This is a genomic window from Burkholderia sp. MBR-1 (assembly GCF_013822785.1).
Taxonomy (GTDB): Bacteria; Pseudomonadota; Gammaproteobacteria; order Burkholderiales; family Burkholderiaceae; genus Burkholderia; species Burkholderia vietnamiensis.
This window is the reverse complement of record NZ_CP053609.1, coordinates 785,710-801,827: the sequence shown is the minus strand read 5'-3', so window position 1 is coordinate 801,827 and position 16,118 is coordinate 785,710. Positions and strand designations below refer to the sequence as shown.

At 66.7% G+C, this 16,118-nt stretch carries 20 protein-coding genes; 5 read left to right on the top strand and 15 right to left on the bottom strand.

What is annotated here, in order from left to right; all coding sequences use genetic code 11:
• Positions 1-5 precede the first annotated feature (5 nt).
• Complete coding sequence (locus MBR110_RS03740; RefSeq protein ID WP_014723691.1) at positions 6-632, bottom strand: SCO family protein; 627 nt, start codon at positions 630-632, stop codon at positions 6-8.
• A gap of 60 nt (positions 633-692) precedes the next feature.
• The gene (locus MBR110_RS03735; RefSeq protein WP_034192578.1) at positions 693-1,403 is read right to left on the bottom strand and encodes an SURF1 family protein; all 711 of its coding nucleotides are present in this window, start codon (positions 1,401-1,403) and stop codon (positions 693-695) included.
• 84 nt (positions 1,404-1,487) lie between these two features.
• Here MBR110_RS03735 and MBR110_RS03730 point away from each other — a divergent pair, with 84 nt between their 5' ends.
• Positions 1,488-1,697, top strand: a complete 210-nt coding sequence (locus tag MBR110_RS03730; RefSeq protein ID WP_011886099.1) for a twin transmembrane helix small protein — start codon at positions 1,488-1,490, stop codon at positions 1,695-1,697.
• Between the two features lie 223 nt (positions 1,698-1,920).
• On the opposite strand, the gene MBR110_RS03725 is transcribed toward MBR110_RS03730, so the two are convergent.
• The 8 genes from MBR110_RS03725 to MBR110_RS03690 form a co-directional block, all read right to left on the bottom strand.
• Positions 1,921-2,778, bottom strand: coding sequence for a cytochrome c oxidase subunit 3 (locus MBR110_RS03725; RefSeq protein WP_011886100.1), 858 nt, complete (start codon positions 2,776-2,778; stop codon positions 1,921-1,923).
• Positions 2,779-2,917: 139 nt separating this feature from the next.
• On the bottom strand, positions 2,918-3,118 hold the full coding sequence (locus MBR110_RS03720) for a DUF2970 domain-containing protein (RefSeq protein ID WP_060122355.1): 201 nt from the start codon (positions 3,116-3,118) through the stop codon (positions 2,918-2,920).
• A 16-nt stretch (positions 3,119-3,134) separates the two neighbouring features.
• Positions 3,135-3,743 (bottom strand): cytochrome c oxidase assembly protein, encoded by a 609-nt coding sequence (locus MBR110_RS03715; protein WP_014723693.1) that lies wholly within the window; start codon positions 3,741-3,743, stop codon positions 3,135-3,137.
• A gap of 35 nt (positions 3,744-3,778) precedes the next feature.
• On the bottom strand, positions 3,779-3,919 hold the full coding sequence (locus MBR110_RS03710; RefSeq protein ID WP_006760728.1) for a cytochrome oxidase small assembly protein: 141 nt from the start codon (positions 3,917-3,919) through the stop codon (positions 3,779-3,781).
• 91 nt (positions 3,920-4,010) lie between these two features.
• Complete coding sequence (gene ctaD, locus MBR110_RS03705) at positions 4,011-5,618, bottom strand: cytochrome c oxidase subunit I (protein WP_011886103.1); 1,608 nt, start codon at positions 5,616-5,618, stop codon at positions 4,011-4,013.
• A 43-nt stretch (positions 5,619-5,661) separates the two neighbouring features.
• Positions 5,662-7,248 (bottom strand): cytochrome c oxidase subunit II, encoded by a 1,587-nt coding sequence (gene coxB, locus MBR110_RS03700; RefSeq protein ID WP_181709172.1) that lies wholly within the window; start codon positions 7,246-7,248, stop codon positions 5,662-5,664.
• Positions 7,249-7,301: 53 nt separating this feature from the next.
• The gene (locus MBR110_RS03695; RefSeq protein ID WP_045578759.1) at positions 7,302-7,826 is read right to left on the bottom strand and encodes a DUF2244 domain-containing protein; all 525 of its coding nucleotides are present in this window, start codon (positions 7,824-7,826) and stop codon (positions 7,302-7,304) included.
• A 195-nt stretch (positions 7,827-8,021) separates the two neighbouring features.
• Complete coding sequence (locus MBR110_RS03690) at positions 8,022-8,987, bottom strand: methyltransferase domain-containing protein (protein WP_041493895.1); 966 nt, start codon at positions 8,985-8,987, stop codon at positions 8,022-8,024.
• Between the two features lie 82 nt (positions 8,988-9,069).
• Between MBR110_RS03690 and MBR110_RS03685 the strand changes: the two genes are divergently transcribed.
• Both MBR110_RS03685 and trmL read left to right on the top strand, forming a co-directional pair.
• Positions 9,070-9,882 carry a ComF family protein gene (locus MBR110_RS03685; protein ID WP_181709171.1) on the top strand — a complete coding sequence of 271 codons (813 nt, stop codon included), beginning with the start codon at positions 9,070-9,072 and terminating at the stop codon, positions 9,880-9,882.
• Between the two features lie 117 nt (positions 9,883-9,999).
• Positions 10,000-10,470 (top strand): tRNA (uridine(34)/cytosine(34)/5-carboxymethylaminomethyluridine(34)-2'-O)-methyltransferase TrmL, encoded by a 471-nt coding sequence (gene trmL, locus MBR110_RS03680; RefSeq protein ID WP_014723697.1) that lies wholly within the window; start codon positions 10,000-10,002, stop codon positions 10,468-10,470.
• 19 nt (positions 10,471-10,489) lie between these two features.
• Here trmL and MBR110_RS03675 read toward each other — a convergent pair whose 3' ends face one another.
• The 5 genes from MBR110_RS03675 to MBR110_RS03655 form a co-directional block, all read right to left on the bottom strand.
• Positions 10,490-11,014, bottom strand: a complete 525-nt coding sequence (locus MBR110_RS03675) for an O-acetyl-ADP-ribose deacetylase (protein WP_181709170.1) — start codon at positions 11,012-11,014, stop codon at positions 10,490-10,492.
• Between the two features lie 121 nt (positions 11,015-11,135).
• The gene (locus MBR110_RS03670) at positions 11,136-12,134 is read right to left on the bottom strand and encodes an NAD(P)H-dependent glycerol-3-phosphate dehydrogenase (protein WP_034192543.1); all 999 of its coding nucleotides are present in this window, start codon (positions 12,132-12,134) and stop codon (positions 11,136-11,138) included.
• Between the two features lie 26 nt (positions 12,135-12,160).
• Positions 12,161-12,640: a protein-export chaperone SecB gene (secB, locus tag MBR110_RS03665; RefSeq protein ID WP_011658008.1), complete on the bottom strand. Its 480-nt coding sequence runs from the start codon at positions 12,638-12,640 to the stop codon at positions 12,161-12,163.
• A 108-nt stretch (positions 12,641-12,748) separates the two neighbouring features.
• Complete coding sequence (grxC, locus tag MBR110_RS03660) at positions 12,749-13,009, bottom strand: glutaredoxin 3 (protein ID WP_011886111.1); 261 nt, start codon at positions 13,007-13,009, stop codon at positions 12,749-12,751.
• Positions 13,006-13,428 (bottom strand): rhodanese-like domain-containing protein, encoded by a 423-nt coding sequence (locus MBR110_RS03655; protein ID WP_011886112.1) that lies wholly within the window; start codon positions 13,426-13,428, stop codon positions 13,006-13,008. Before MBR110_RS03655 ends, grxC begins: the two co-directional genes overlap by 4 nt.
• A 145-nt stretch (positions 13,429-13,573) precedes the next feature.
• On the opposite strand from MBR110_RS03655, the gene gpmA reads away from it, so the two are divergent.
• Positions 13,574-14,320 (top strand): 2,3-diphosphoglycerate-dependent phosphoglycerate mutase, encoded by a 747-nt coding sequence (gene gpmA, locus MBR110_RS03650; RefSeq protein WP_011886113.1) that lies wholly within the window; start codon positions 13,574-13,576, stop codon positions 14,318-14,320.
• 237 nt (positions 14,321-14,557) lie between these two features.
• Positions 14,558-16,099, top strand: a complete 1,542-nt coding sequence (locus MBR110_RS03645) for a S41 family peptidase (protein ID WP_011886114.1) — start codon at positions 14,558-14,560, stop codon at positions 16,097-16,099.
• The last annotated feature ends 19 nt before the right edge of the window (positions 16,100-16,118 follow it).

Sequence of the window (16,118 nt, the reverse complement as noted above, 5' to 3'; positions counted from 1 at the left end):
TCGCCTTAACCGATGCTCGACCACTTCAGCAACTTCGTGACGTCCGTCTTGATCTTGCTGGGGTTCGGGTTCTTCGGGAAACGCATCATCAGGTTGCCGTTCGGATCGACCAGGTAGAGGTGGTCGCTGTCCGTCGTGCCCGCGTCGGCCGGCAGCCATGCGGCGACCGCGGCCGGATCGGCGACCAGCCGCCGCGTGTCCGGGTAGGCCTCGAGCACCTTCGGCGGAATCGCGCCCGCATCGCTGCGCAGCCACACCATCGTCAGCCGGTGGCGCTCGCCCGCCTGCGTGACGCGGATCTGGCGCATGAAATAGAGCTTCTGCGCGCAGGCATCGTCGCATGCGCTGCGGTCGGTCATCACGAACAGCCACACACCGCGCAGCGACGCCAGCGGCACCGTCCTGCCGGTTTCGTCGGTGACCTGCAGGTCGGCCGGGATCGGCCGCTGCGGCTCGATCAGCGTGCCGTAGTTGGTCGAGCCGCCCTTCGGCTTGATCACGTAATAGGTGAAGTACGACGCGATGATCGGCGCCGCGCACACGAGCCCGAGCAGCACGAGCATCCAGCGGCCGCGCTTGCGCGCCGCCGGCGAAACCGGCGTCGCGGCCGGACCCTGACGGGAAGATTGCATGGACAAATCAAACCTCTCGAAACGAACCCGCGGCGCCGTCGCCGCGTCCGGGCACCGCGCTCACGCGTCGGCCGACTTCTTCGCCGCCCGCCGCGCGGCGTACAGGCCGAAACCGAGCGCGGCTGCGGCGATGCCCCACCACTGAAACATGTAACCGTAATTGCGCTCGACGCCGGTCGTCGCGGCCGGCCAGTCGCGCACGAGCCGGTCGCCGTCGTCGCTCGTCTGCTGGATCACGAACGGCTGCAGCGGCAAGCCGGTTTCCTTCGCATACGCGGCCACGTCCAGGTTCTGGCGGATCTTCTGGTACGCGGCCGAGCCGCCTTCGCCGAGCTCGAACGCACGCGACGCGTCGGCGCGCGCGATGCCTTCGATCTCGATGTCGCCCGCGGGCGTCGAAAACGGCTCGATCGCCGTGCGATCGGCGATGTTGCGCGGCAGCCAGCCGCGATTCACCAGCACGACGCCGCCGCCCGCGAGTTTAAACGGCATCACGACGTAAAAACCCGGCTGGTCGTTATACGGCCGATTGTCGAGGAACACCACCTGCTCGGGCATGAAGCGGCCTTTCGCCCGCACGCGGTGAAACTCGATCGACGCCAGCGCAACCGGCTGCGCGCCCAGGTCGACCGGCGCGGCGTGCTCGTAGCGCACGATGTCCGCCTGCAGCGCCTCCTTCTGATGCGCGCGGTCGCGCTGCCAGAAGCCGAGGCGGATCGCCGCGGCGACGACGGCGAGTATCAGCAGCGCGGGCAGCCAGCGGATCTTCATCGCGCCGCCCACCGGCCGCAGCCGCGAAAGCGAAGTGCGATAATTATCCGCTTCCTGTCGAATTGCCGTCGTCCGGTTCGTGTCATGCACATCCTCGTTCCCATCGCCTTCGTCCTGATCATCGCCAGCATGGGCTCGGCGCTCTACTTCATGATGCACGACCGCGGCCACACGAAACGCATGGCCTGGTCGCTCGCCACCCGCGTCGGGCTGTCGGTGTCGCTGTTCCTGTTCATCCTGTTCGCGAACTGGATGGGCTGGATCCATTCGACCGGCCTGCCCATCGGGCGTTGATGGATTCGCTGCGGCAGCCGACGCTGCGGCAGCCGGTGCCGCGTCTGCCGGGGCCACAGCAGCCGCTGTGACATATCGCCGCACACCGGCGCCGCCAAGCAAAAGCGCCGCCTGACTGAGTCGCGGCGGCGCCCGGTGGCGTCGGGCGCGCGGCAACCGTCAGCTGCCCGCACCCCGCCAATCTGAAACGGCCCGCGCATCGCTGCGCGGGCCGTCGTTCCATTTACAGCCAGTAGACGACGACGTACAGGCCGAGCCAGACGACGTCGACGAAGTGCCAGTACCACGCGGCGCCTTCGAATGCGAAATGGTGATCCGGCTTGAAGTGGCCGCGGATCATCCGCACCAGCACCACCGCGAGCATCGTGCCGCCGAGGAACACGTGGAAACCGTGGAAGCCCGTCAGCAGGAAGAACGTCGAGCCATAGACACCCGAATTCAGCGTGAGGTTCAGTTCGTTGTACGCGTGGTAGTACTCGAAGCCCTGCAGGAACAGGAAGCAGACACCGAACACGAGCGTCGCGGCGAGCCATGCGATCGCCTTCTTGCGGTGATCGTCGCGCAGCGCATGGTGCGAGATCGTCAGCGTGACGCCCGACGACAGCAGCAGCGCGGTGTTCAGCGTCGGGATCGGCCACGGCCCCATTGTCTTGAAGTGACCGGCGAGCGCGCCCGGCCCTTCGTTCGGCCACACGGCGGAGAAGTCCGGCCAGATCAGCTTGTAGTCGAGGCTGCCGAGCTGGTGCAGCGCGATTTCACGTGCGTAGAACAGCGCGCCGAAGAATGCGCCGAAGAACATCACTTCGGAGAAGATGAACCAGCTCATGCTCCAGCGGTACGACTTGTCGACGTTCTTGCCGTAATGACCGCCTTCCGACTCGGAAATCGCGTCACCGAACCAGTGATACAGCGTGAAGAGCAGCCACAGCAGCCCGAGCAGCGCCGTAAACGGCGCCCAGTCGTGACCGTTGAGCCACAGCGCCACCGACCCAAGCATGACCAGCAGGCCGACGGCCGCGCTGATCGGATGCTGCGACGGATGCGGCACGAAATAGTACGGGGTCTGGTTTTGACCGCTCATGCTTGATTCTCCACTTCAGTCCAATTTGTGTACCGGAAACCGCTCCGGTCTTATTTCTGGCGCGGCGCGACGGCCGCCACTCTTTCCCGTACGCGGCGCCCGGGGCGCCACGCACTGCATTCTTTCGTCGCCGCGGGCGTCAGCCCACGACCGCACGCACGATCAGGATCAGCACGCCGATGAACATGCCGGCCGCGATCAACGCGACGATCAGCACGTGCAACGGATTGAGCTGCGTCGCATCGGCTTCGAGATCGCGCCGCTTGCGCACCCCGAAGAACGACCACAACACCGCCCGTACCGCCTGGCCGAACGTCCCGCTCCGCTTGATCTCCGTCATCGCCCCGTCTCCGTGGTCATGCGGCCGGTTTCGCCGCGCCCTGCTCCGCGCTCTTGCGCGGCGCCGGCGCCGGCGCGGCCGGCGTATTGAGCTCGAAGAACGTGTACGACAGCGTGATCGTCTTCACGTCCTTCGGCAGTTTCGGATCGATCACGAACACCACCGGCATCTTGCGCGACTCGTTCGCGGCCAGCGTCTGCTGCGTGAAGCAAAAACACTCGATCTTCTTGAAGAACTCCGTCGCCTGCTTCGGCGCGTAGCTCGGAATCGCCTGCGCCACCACCGACCGGGCCTGCCCGTTGGTCACGTCGTAGACGATCGTCGTCAGCTCGCCCGGATGCACGTCGAGGCTGTTGTGCTCCGGCTTGAAACCGAGCGGGCCGCGCGCATTCGCATCGAACTCCACCGACACCGTGCGGCCGTAGTCGACCTGCGAGCTCTTCGCTTCACGCGCGCTGACATCGCGCTGCACCAGATTGTTGATGCCGGTGATCTGGCAAATCGCGCGATACATCGGAATCAGCGCGAAGCCGAAGCCGAACATCAGTGCGGCGACGACGAAGAGCTTCACCAGCATCGAACGATTGAACGCCCGATCGACGGCGCCATCTTCCGGCTTCGACATACGACTACTTCCTCGCTACTGCGTCAGTTGCTGCATCAGTGAGTGGACAGCCACCACTGCTTGATCACGACACCCACAAAGAAAACGGCGGCGATGACGAGCAGGATGAGGCCGAGCCGCTTGTTGCCCGCGCGAATCTGCTCGGGCGTTCGTCTTTCTTGTGGATTCCGGTTCATCTGGAACTTCGCTGAAACTGCGCTGAAACTTCGGTCCGGCGCCCGCCGCGCCTGCCTGCACGGCAGGCAGCGGCGGAACGCACGGCGTAACTTATTCCACGTGCGGCGGTTGCTCGAACGTGTGGAACGGAGCCGGGCTCGGCACCGTCCATTCGAGGCCCGTCGCGCCGTCCCACGGCTTGTCCGACGCCTTTTCGAGGTCGCCGCCGCCACGGTAGGCCGGCAGCGCGACCGCGAACAGGAAGTACACCTGCGCGAGGCCGAAACCGAATGCACCGATCGTCGCGATCTGGTTGAAGTCGGTGAACTGCGCCGGGTAGTCCGCATAGCGACGCGGCATGCCCGCGAGGCCGACGAAGTGCATCGGGAAGAACGTCAGGTTGAAGAAGATCATCGACGACCAGAAGTGGATCTTGCCGCGCGTCTCGTTGTACATCCAGCCCGTCCACTTCGGCGACCAGTAGTACCAGCCCGCGAACAGCGCGAACAGGGAACCGGCCACCAGCACGTAGTGGAAGTGCGCGACCACGAAGTAAGTGCCGTGGTACTGGATGTCGAGCGGCGCCATCGCCAGCATCAGGCCCGTCAGGCCGCCGAACGTGAACACGAACAGGAAGCCGATCGCGAACATCATCGGCGTTTCGAACGTCATCGAGCCGCGCCACATCGTCGCGAGCCAGTTGAACACCTTCACGCCCGTCGGCACCGCGATCAGCATCGTCGCGTACATGAAGAACAGCTGACCGGTGACCGGCATGCCCGTGGCGAACATGTGGTGCGCCCAGACCATGAACGACAGGATCGCGATCGACGCGGTCGCGTACACCATCGAGCTGTAGCCGAACAGCGTCTTGCGCGCGAACGCCGGGATCACCTGCGACACGATCCCGAACGCCGGCAGAATCATGATGTACACCTCGGGGTGGCCGAAGAACCAGAAGATGTGCTGGTACATCACCGGGTCGCCGCCGCCTGCCGCGTTGAAGAACGACGTGCCGAAGTGGCGATCGAACAGCACCATCGTGATCGCGCCCGCGAGAACCGGCATCACGGCGATCAGCAGGTACGCGGTGATCAGCCAGGTCCATGCGAACATCGGCATCTTCATCAGCGTCATGCCCGGTGCGCGCATGTTCAGGATCGTCACGACGATGTTGATGCCGCCCATGATCGACGACGCGCCCATGATGTGGACCGCGAAGATCGCGAAGTCCATGCCCGGGCCCATCTGCGTCGACAGCGGTGCGTACAGCGTCCAGCCGGCGGCCGTCGCGCCGCCCGGCGCGAAGAACGAACCGACCAGCAGCACGGCCGCGACCGGCAGCAGCCAGAAGCTGAAGTTGTTCATCCGCGCGAACGCCATGTCGGATGCGCCGATCTGCAGCGGAATCATCCAGTTCGCGAAGCCGACGAACGCCGGCATGATCGCGCCGAACACCATGATCAGCCCGTGCATCGTCGTGAGTTCGTTGAAGAACTCCGGACGCATGATCTGCAGGCCCGGCTCGAACAGCTCGGCCCGGATCGCGAGCGCCATCACGCCGCCCGACAGGAACATGATGAACGAGAACAGCAGGTACAGCGTACCGATGTCCTTGTGGTTGGTGGCGAACAGCCAGCGGCGCCAGCCGTGCGGTGTTTCGTGCGCGTGGTCGTCGTGCGCGTGGCCCGCGGCTACGTCGTGCCCGATGCTAGACATGAGAATCTCCTAATGCGAATACGTCGACTAACTCAGCGACACGTCAAGCCGCCGGCCCGATCTCGACGCGCCGCGCTTCCTTCGCGTCGGCGCCGCCCGTGATCGTTTCCGGCTTCTTGAGAACAATGTGGTCTTCCGCCACGCCCGCAGCCTTCAGCGCATCGCGCACGGCTTGCGCGCGGCGCTTCGCGAGCTCCGCATTGGCGTCGGCCGAGCCCGACTTGTCGGTGAAGCCCGACAGCGCGAGCTTCGCGTCCGGATGCGCCTTCGCATAGTCGGCCGCGGCGGCGATCGCCGCCTTCGCGTCGGCCGGCAGCACGCTCTTGCCCGTTTCGAAGTAGACCGTGGACACCGCCGCCGCTGCGGCGGGCTGCTCGGCCGCGCCCGACGCGGCTTGCGCCGGCGCCGATGCCGCGTCGGCCGGTGCGGCCGCGCCTGCTGCGTCTTCCGGCATCTTGCCGTTGCGTGCGTCGGCTACCTGCTTCGGTTGCAGCAGGTCGTTCTTGTGGTTGCCCCACGAATTGCGTTCGTAGGTGATGACCGATGCGATGTCGAGGTCCGACAGCGACGCCCACGACGGCATCGCGCCCTTGCCGTGCAGCACGCGCTCGACGTGGCCGGCGATCGGGCCGTTCACGATCGCGCTGCCGTCCATCGCGGGAAACGCGCCAAGGCCCTTGCCGTTCACCTGGTGGCAGGCCGCGCAGTTCGCCTTGTAGACTTCCTCGCCGTGCGCGACGAGTTCGGCCATCGTGTAGACCTTGTTCGGATCGACCGCTGCGTTCGCGAGCTTGCCCTTCTGCGCGCTGACCCACTTCGCGTAGTCTTCGTCCGACAGCACTTCGACGACGACCGGCATGAACGCGTGTTCCTTGCCGCACAGTTCGGTACAGAAGCCGCGGAACGTGCCGACCTTGTCGGCCTTGAACCACGTATCGCGCACGAAGCCGGGGATCGCATCCTGCTTCACGCCGAACGCGGGCACGTACCACGAGTGGACGACGTCGTTCGCGGTCGTGATGATCCGGATCTTCTTGTTGACCGGCACGACGAGCGGGTTGTCGACTTCCTGCAGATAGGTTTCGGTGATCGGCTTCTTGCCCATCACTTCGTCACGCGGCGTGCTGAGCGTCGACAGGAAGCTGATGCCCTCGCCCGGGCCCTTCACGTAGTCGTAGCCCCACTTCCACTGATAGCCGGTGACCTTGATGGTGAGATCGGCGTTGGTGGTGTCCTTCATCGCGACGACGGCCTTCGTGGCCGGCAGCGCCATCAGCACGACGATGATGAACGGCACGATCGTCCAGATGATTTCGACGGTCGTGCTTTCATGGAAATTGGCGGCCTTGTGGCCTTTGGATTTGCGGTGCGCGAAGATCGAATAGAACATCACGCCGAACACGCCGACGAAGATCACCGTACAGAGGATCAGCATCATCGTGTGGAGATCGTAGAGCTCCTCGGCGATCTTCGTGACCGGCGGCTGAAAGTTGATCTCGTTGACGCGGGGGCCGCCCGGGCTATCACCGACCGCCAGAGCAGCGCCGGCAAAGAGCAGACTGCTGCATGCCAGCACGCCCGTGAGGGCTCGCTTGATTGTTTTCATAGCATCCTTACCCAAAATTTCCATTCAAACCCTCCCCCGTCGCAAGCCTCCGGCCCTGGGCCGGTGCCTGCGCCTCGTCAGCCGCAGCGCCTGAGCGACACGCGCAGTTCGTCGGCGAACTGCGCACGCTTGTACTGCGCGAGATGCTGCCCGATTACGACGGTCTGCCCGCGCGATACCAGTCGAATCGGATCGCGTGGCGTCGCACCCGGCTCGACCCGCACCCAGCGCGGGTTGAATTCGATCTGCGTGAACCGCTCCGCATCCATCCGCTCGATCACGAGCCGGTGCGGAAACAGCCTGATACGCTCGTAATCGACTGCATGGCGCGCATAGATCGCGAACGCGACGCCTACCGCCAGCAATTCGATCCCGGTGAAGGGCATGACGAGCCACGCTCCCCGCCACATCAGCAATGCCGCGATCACCAGCGAGAAGCCCGCGAGCGACACGTAAAACAGCACGAACTGCCGCGGCGATACCGAACAGTTGCGTTTCATGAGCCAGTCTGCGATGACCGGTTCGCCGTTCGTCGACTCTGCCAAAACACTCGCTGCTTCCATCGCCGCCTCACGCGAATGGCATGCGATGCATGCCTGCATCGGACTCGTCGCACCGTATTGCGGGGACCCCGGGGCGACAAGCTGACGCATTATAGGCGCGTTCAATGGCATCCACAAGCAAGCGACTATCGGCCCGCGAGCCAAGCGCCACAAGCCTCCTGGCCGTTTTTCGGATCACTTCGACCGCGCTTCGCGCCGCTAATTTCTGACATAACAAAACCGCTCTTTACCGCTTCACCGATTCTTCGGACGCCCCTTGCCGATGTCCTCGATGCGCACGATCCCGTGTCCGTCGGCGGTCGTGCGCGGCACGGCTTTCCACGCGTGGCCGTAGATCACCTCGAACGTCAGCGCGATCGTGCCGTCCGCGCGGCGGCGCGCTTCCAGCGCCTCGCAGAGCGCCGCGCGAAAGCGCCGCGTCGCGCGCTGCGGCGCGACGCGCTCGAACGGGTATGCGCCCCAGCGACGTACGTCGGCCAGCAGCGAATCGGGCGTCTTATATGTAACGGTGAGCACTTCCTGGTCCATCACGGGGATCTCGAAGCCGCTTTCGACGAGCATGTCGCCAAGGTCGTGCATGTCGACGAAATCGATCACGCGCGCGGCGGGCGGCGCGATGCCGAGCGCCGCTTCGGCGTCCGCGCAGGCCGCGCGCAGCTCGCGCAGCGTATCGGGGCCGAGCGTGCTGAACATCAGCAGGCCGTTGACGCGCAGCACGCGCTGCCATTCGGGAAACACGGTATCGGGACGCGAATGCCAGTGCAGCGCGAGATTCGACCAGATCAGGTCGAATGCGCCGGCCGCGAACGGCAGCACCGAGAAGTCGGCCTGTGCGACGCGCGCGCCGCGCTGGCCCAGCGCGCGGCCGAGCGAGGCGGGCAGCCAGCGGCGCCAGCTGGTCTGCTCGACTTCGCGCTGGCCCGCGCGCGCCAGCATCGCGCCCGACAGGTCGACGCCGAACACCGGCGCTTCGGGAAAGCGCGCGCGCAACGCCGGCAGGTCGTCGCCCGGGCCGCAGCCCGCATCGAGCACGGCCGCGGGGCTCACCTTGATGTATTCGAGCCGCTCGTTCATCCGCTGCGCGATCTCGCGCGGCAGGAACGCAACGGCGTCGAATGCGGCCGCGCGACGATCGAAGATTCGCCGCAAACGCCGGGCGTCATTGGCCGGACGGCCGGTTGGAGTCGAAGCTGGGGACATGTCGGGCACACTGGCGAAGAGCCCGAAGTATACTCGCTCGCCTCGCGGCCTTCAGCGAGCGGGCACCTGCGGAGTGTTGGCGATGGACGGCCGTTCGTCGGCGCGCGTCACGCGCGTCGTTTTGTCGCATGCTCGTATGCTGTTGACACACGTCATTGCAGCCGCGCTGCCGAATCGGTGTGCGCTGTGCGGCAATTTGTCACATAACGTCATTTGCGAAGCCTGCGATGCCGCGTACTGGAATGAAGCGCGGCTGCGTTGCGAGGTCTGCGCGCTACCGCTGGGCGTCGGTCGAGCAAGCACGCGCAGGCCGGGCGGCCGACACGGCGGCGCTGACGCGACGTCCGCCTACCGTTGCGACGGATGCCGCGCGACACCGCCGCCGTTCGACGCGACGCTCGCGCTCGCCGATTACCGCGCACCGCTCGACGGGCTCGCGCGCGGGCTGAAATTTCGCGCGCGCCTCGCGCTCGGTGCGGAATTCGCCGCGCGGCTCGCCTCGCGGATCGACGACACCGACACGTTGCGCCGCGCGAGCGGCTTCGACGTGATCGCGCCGGTGCCGCTCGCGCGCGGACGGCTGGTCGCGCGCGGTTACAACCAGGCGTGGGCGATCGCGCGACCGCTGGCGCGCCAGCTCGGTGTGCGCGCCGACGCGGCGCTGCTCGAACGCGTGACCGAGACCGCGCCGCAGTCGCGGCTCGACCGCCGCGCGCGGCGCGACAACGTGAGCGCGGCGTTCGCGGTGACGAGCGACCTCGCCGGCCGTCACGTTGCGCTGGTCGACGACGTGATGACGTCCGGCGCGACGCTCGCGGCCGCCGCGCATGCATTGAAGGCGGCGGGCGCCGCGCGCGTGACGAATCTGGTTGCGCTGCGCACCGCCAGGGATTAATTAGATGGACAGCAAAGAGGCCGGCCGCCCGGATGCGGCGCCGGCCGCCACGAACCGGCCGGCCGGGAACGAGCAGCAGCGTTGCTCCGCCCCGGCCGGCCCAGCCAGACCCAACCCATGTTCAACGTCGTTCTCGTCGCCCCCGAAATTCCGCCGAACACCGGCAACGTGATCCGCCTGTGCGCGAACACCGGCGCGCGCCTGCATCTGATCGAGCCGCTCGGCTTCCCGCTCGACGACGCGAAGATGCGCCGCGCGGGCCTCGACTATCACGAATACGCGGAAATGCGCGTGCACCGCGACTGGGATGCGTTCGTCGCGGCCGAGTCGCCCGATCCCGCGCGGATGTTCGCGTTCACGACCCGCGGCTCGGGGCGCTTCCACGACCACGCGTTCGTGCCGGGCGACTGGTTCGTGTTCGGCTCCGAAACCCGCGGACTGCCGGCCGAGCTTCTCGAGCGCTTTCCGGGCGAGCAGCGCGTGCGCCTGCCGATGCGGCCCGGCAACCGCAGCCTGAACCTGTCGAATACGGTGGCCGTGGTCGTGTTCGAGGCTTGGCGCCAGGCCGGCTTCGAAGGCGGCGCCTGAACGGCGGCGCGCGGCCGCGCTAGATGCGCGCTAGATGCGCGCGATAGAGGTCGTAGATGTCCGGCGCAAAGCACGCGAACACCACGCGGGCTAGGTTCGGCGCCTGCGGCAGCATGTCGATTACCGTGCCGACCGCGATGTCGACGGCATCTTCAGCCGGATAGCGGTACACGCCGCAACTGATCGCCGGAAACGCGATCGACGTCGCGGCGACTTCTTCGGCGAGTTCGATGGCGCGCCGGTAGCACGACGCGAGCAGCTCGGGCTCGCCGCGCGCACCGCCGTAACAGACGGGGCCGACCGCATGAATCACGTAGCGCGCCGGCAGCCCGTGCCCGCGCGTGAGCTTCGCGTCGCCGGTCGCACAGCCGCCGAGCGTACGGCATTCGGCCAGCAGCCCGGGGCCGGCCGCGCGATGGATCGCGCCATCGACGCCGCCGCCGCCGAGCAACGAGCCGTTCGCGGCGTTGACGATCGCGTCGACGTCGAGCGTGGTGATGTCGACGAGTTGCGCGTCGAGCGCGGTGGAACCGATCTGCAGCATGACGCTCTCCCGAAAGCTATGGCGACGGTTCGAGCGTAATGCGCTTTCGCGCCGCGCGCGTTGCGCGAAGGCACGCGGGCGCGAGAACGGCGCGCTGCGCCCGCACCGACGCGTCAGCGCGTCATTCGGCGCGCGCGTCGCGGCGCAGCAGCCCGCTCACCGCATCGCGCGGTGCGACGCCGTCGAACAGCACGCCGCACACGGCCTCGGTGATCGGCATTTCGATCGCCTGCGCGTGCGCGAGTGCGAGCACCGCCTGCGCGCAGCGCACGCCTTCGGCCACGTGGCCGAGCGCGCCGAGGATGTCGGCCAGCGAGCGGCCGGACGCCAGTTGCAGCCCGACCGTGCGATTGCGCGACAGGTCGCCCGTCGCGGTGAGGATCAGGTCGCCGAGGCCCGTGAGGCCCGTGAAGGTTTCCGCCCGGCCGCCGAGCGCCACGCCGAGGCGCGACATTTCGGCGAGGCCGCGCGTGATCAGCGCGGCGCGCGCATTGAGCCCGAGCCCGAGGCCGTCGGCGATGCCGGTGGCGATCGCCAGCACGTTCTTCACCGCGCCGCCGACCTCGACGCCGACCACGTCGTCGCCCGTATAGATCCGCATCGCGCCGTGATGGAACGCCGCAAGCGTGCGCTCGCGGCACGCGGCCGACGCGCTGGCGACCGTCAACGCGACCGGCAGCCCGAGCCCGACCTCGCGGGCGAAGCTCGGCCCCGACAGCACGCCGTTGCTGCGCTGCTCGGGCAGCTCGGCCGCGATCACCTGGTGCGGCAGCAGATGCGTGTCGGCCTCGAAGCCCTTGCACACCCACACCACGTGCGCCGGTACGCAGCGCGCGTCGCGCATTGCGCGCAACAGCGTGCGCAGCCCGGCCACCGGCGCGCCGATCACGCACAACGCGTCGTCAGCGGCGCCGTGCGCGAGCGCGGCGTCGAGATCGGCGTCGTAGCGCAGCGCATCGGGCAGCGCGATGCCTTCCAGATAGCGGGAATTTTCGTGCCGGGCCTGTAGCCCGGCGATCAGCGCGGCGTCGCGCGCCCAGAGAAGCGTATCGTGCCGCGCGGCCAGATGGCCCGCGAGCGCGGTGCCCCAGGCACCGGCGCCGAGAACGGCTACTTTCATACCCAGCACCGGTCCGGAGTGAAACGTCAGTTCAGCGTCGTGCCGTTCGGCGCGCCGGCCGCACCGGCCTGCTGCTGAAGCTGCGCGAGACGCTGCTCGTACAGCGCCTGGAAGTTGATTTCCGCGAGGTGAATCGGCGGGAAGCCGGCACGCGTGATCGCGTCGGCGATGTTCGAACGCAGGTACGGGAACAGGATCGTCGGGCAAGCGATGCCGACGAGCGGATCGAGCTGTTCGTCCGGAATGTTGCGGATGTCGAAAATACCGGCTTGCTTCGCTTCGATCAGGAACGCGACCTTGTCCTTGACCTTCGCGGTGACGGTGCCCGACACGACGACTTCGAACACGCTTTCCGCGAGGCGCTCCGCCTTGACGTCGACTTCGACTTCAACCGACGGCATGTCCTGCTCGAGGAAGATCGCCGGCGAATTCGGCTGCTCGAGCGACATATCCTTCAGGTAGACGCGCTGGATGTTGAAGAACGGTTGGTTTTCGACGTCGGACATGGTGTTTCCCTAAAAGTGGTGACGAGGCGGCCCGGCTCGATGCCGGCCGCCGCGGTTGGATCCTGCGCGCCAAGAGCCGCGGCGCGGCCGGCGGCCATTCTGCCCTAATCAGGCCGCTTGCAGAAGCGGCAACAGGCCGCCTTCGCGATCGAGCTTCGACAGATCGTCGTAACCGCCGACGTGGGTGTCGCCGATGTAGATCTGCGGCACCGTGCGGCGGCCCGTGCGCGTCATCATCTCCTCGCGGCGGGCCGGATCGCGGTCGATCAGCACCTTTTCGATCTGCTCGACGCCGCGCAGCTTCAGCAGACGCTCGGCCTGCATGCAATACGGACACACCTGCGTGCTGTACATCAGAACCTTGTTCACTTCGCCACTCCTTGTTTGACGACCGGCATCCCGGCCTGCTGCCACGCGGCGACGCCGCCTTCGAGCACGTGCACCTCGGCATAACCTGCCGCCTCGACCTCGCGCGCCGCCTTCTGCGACTGCTGGCCGTTCTGGCAGACGAGCAGCACCGGGGTGCTCTTGTTCTTGGCGATCTGCGCAATTTTCGCGCCGAGCTCGCCCGCGGCGATCTGGCGCGCCGACGGCAGATGGCCGGCGGCGAATTCGGGCGCGGCGCGCAGGTCGATCACGACCGCGTTGCGGCGGTTGATGAGCTGCGTGGCTTCCGCAGCCGACAGGCCGCCGCGGCCGCGACGCAGCACGGGCCACGCGAGCAGGCCGCCGGAAACCAGCAGGATCGCGATGAGGGCCAAGTTCGTGTATTGAGTAAAGAACGTCACTGAATGCCGCCGGAAAGAGAAGAAAGAGAGAAATCGGGAAAGGACAATCCCGCCATTATAAAATAACCGTCTTGCGCGATGGCGGACCCCGATCGGGAGCCGCGCGACGCGCCCCGCTTCCCTATCACTACCGACCGCAAGATCCATGTACAAACTCGTTCTCATCCGCCACGGCGAATCGACGTGGAACAAGGAAAACCGCTTCACCGGCTGGGTCGACGTCGACCTGACCGAACAGGGCCGCAACGAAGCCTACCAGGCCGGCGCATTGCTCAAGGAGGCCGGCTACACGTTCGACATCGCGTACACGTCGGTGCTCAAGCGCGCGATCCGCACGCTGTGGCACGTGCAGGACAAGATGGACCTGATGTATCTGCCGGTCGTTCACTCGTGGCGCCTGAACGAGCGCCACTACGGCGCACTGTCGGGGCTGAACAAGGCCGAAACGGCCGCGAAGTTCGGCGACGACCAGGTCCTCGTCTGGCGCCGCAGCTACGACACGCCGCCGCCCGCGCTCGAGCCGACCGACGAACGCGCGCCGTTCAGCGATCCGCGCTACGCGAAGGTGCCGCGCGAGCAGCTGCCGCTCACCGAATGCCTGAAGGACACGGTCGCGCGCGTGCTGCCGCTGTGGAACGAGTCGATCGCGCCGGCCGTGCGCGCCGGCAAGCAGGTGCTGATCGCCGCGCACGGCAACTCGCTGCGCGCGCTGATCAAGTACCTCGACGGCATCTCGGACAGCGACATCGTCGGCCTGAACATCCCGAACGGCGTGCCGCTCGTCTATGAACTCGACGAGAACCTCAAGCCGATCCAGCATTACTACCTGGGCGACCAGGACGCGATCGCGAAGGCGCAGGCCGCCGTCGCAAAGCAAGGCAAGGCGGGCTGACGCCTGTCGCGCCGGGCGGCCCGCGCTGCGCGCGGCCCGCCCGGCGGGCGACGCGAACCTTTGCCGCCCCGGCGCTGTCGAAGCGGCTTTCGAACACCGCCGCGCGTGCGGCGGTACGGCGCCGGAGCCGCTTGGCACCGGTTTCGCACCGTTGCACTGAGTAATCGGACGAACAGTTATACTTGTCCGCTACATCCCCGCTACCGCCACGCGCTTCCCGACCGCACCAGACTCTCTATGCGAATGAAATTGAAGAACATCGGCCTGATTGCCGCGGGCCTCGCCACGGGCGTATTCGCCACGCTGCAGATTTCGGCGTCGGCCGAGCAGACGGCCACGGCGCCGCTTCCCCTCGACCAACTCCGTCTGTTCGCGGAAGTGTTCGGCCAGATCAAGCGCGAGTACGTCGAGCCGGTCGACGACAAGAAGCTGCTGACGGCGGCGATCAAGGGCATGGTGTCGAGCCTCGATCCGCACTCGTCGTTCCTCGACAAGACCGACTACGACGAGCTGCAGGAGCAGACCAAGGGCCGCTTCGCCGGCCTCGGCATCGAGATCTCGCAGGAAGACGGCCTCGTCAAGGTGATCTCGCCGATCGAGGACACGCCCGCGTTCCGCGCCGGCATCCGTCCGGGCGACCTGATCACCCGCATCAACGACAAGCCGGTGCGCGGCATGACGCTCGACAAGGCCGTCAAGCAGATGCGCGGCGAGCCGGGCACCAAGGTCACGCTGACGATCTTCCGCAAGAGCGACGACCGCACGTTCCCGGTCACGGTCACGCGCGCGATCATCAAGGTCCAGAGCGTCAAGATGAAGATGCTCGACCCGGGCTACGCCTACATCCGGATCACGAGCTTCCAGGAACGCACGACGCCCGACCTCGCCGCGAAGCTGCAGGACATCGCGCGTCAGCAGCCGAACCTGAAGGGCCTGATTCTCGATCTGCGCAACAACGGCGGCGGCCTGCTGCAGAGCGCGGTCGGCGTCGCCGGCGCATTCCTGCCGCCGGATTCCGTCGTCGTATCGACCAACGGCCAGATTCCGGATTCGAAGCAGGTCTACCGCGACACCTACGACAACTACCGTCTGCCCTCGTTCGACGGCGATCCGCTGAAGAATCTGCCGCCGATCTTCAAGACCGTGCCGATGGTCGTGCTGACCAACGCGTATTCGGCGTCCGCGTCGGAAATCGTCGCCGGCGCACTGCAGGATTCGAAGCGCGCGCAGATCATGGGCAAGACGACGTTCGGCAAGGGCTCGGTGCAGACGGTGCGCCCGATGACGGCCGACACGGCGCTGCGCCTGACGACTGCCTACTACTACACGCCGAGCGGCCGCTCGATCCAGAACAAGGGCATCACGCCCGACGTGCCGGTCGATCAGTACGCGGACGGCGATCCGGACGACGTGCTCGTGACGCGCGAGGTCGACTACACGAACCACCTCGCGAACACGCAGGACCCGAACGAGAAGAAGGAACAGGAAGAGCGCGAGCAGCGCCGGATGGATCAGCTGCGCCTGCTCGAAGAGCAGAACGACAAGAAGACGCCGGAGCAACGCCAGAAGGATCGCGATCGCAAGCCGATCGAGTTCGGCAGCGCCGACGACTTCATGATGCAGCAGGCATTGAACAAGCTCGAAGGCAAGCCGGTGCAGGAATCGAAGTCGCTGCTCGCCGAAAGCACGACCAAGAGCCCGGCCGGCAAGGCCGCGTCCGCCGCGAAGGCGTCGGGCGCAAAGGCAGCCGCACCGAAGCCGGCGTCCGCGCCGCAGTAAGCCTCGGCCGGCATCCGAC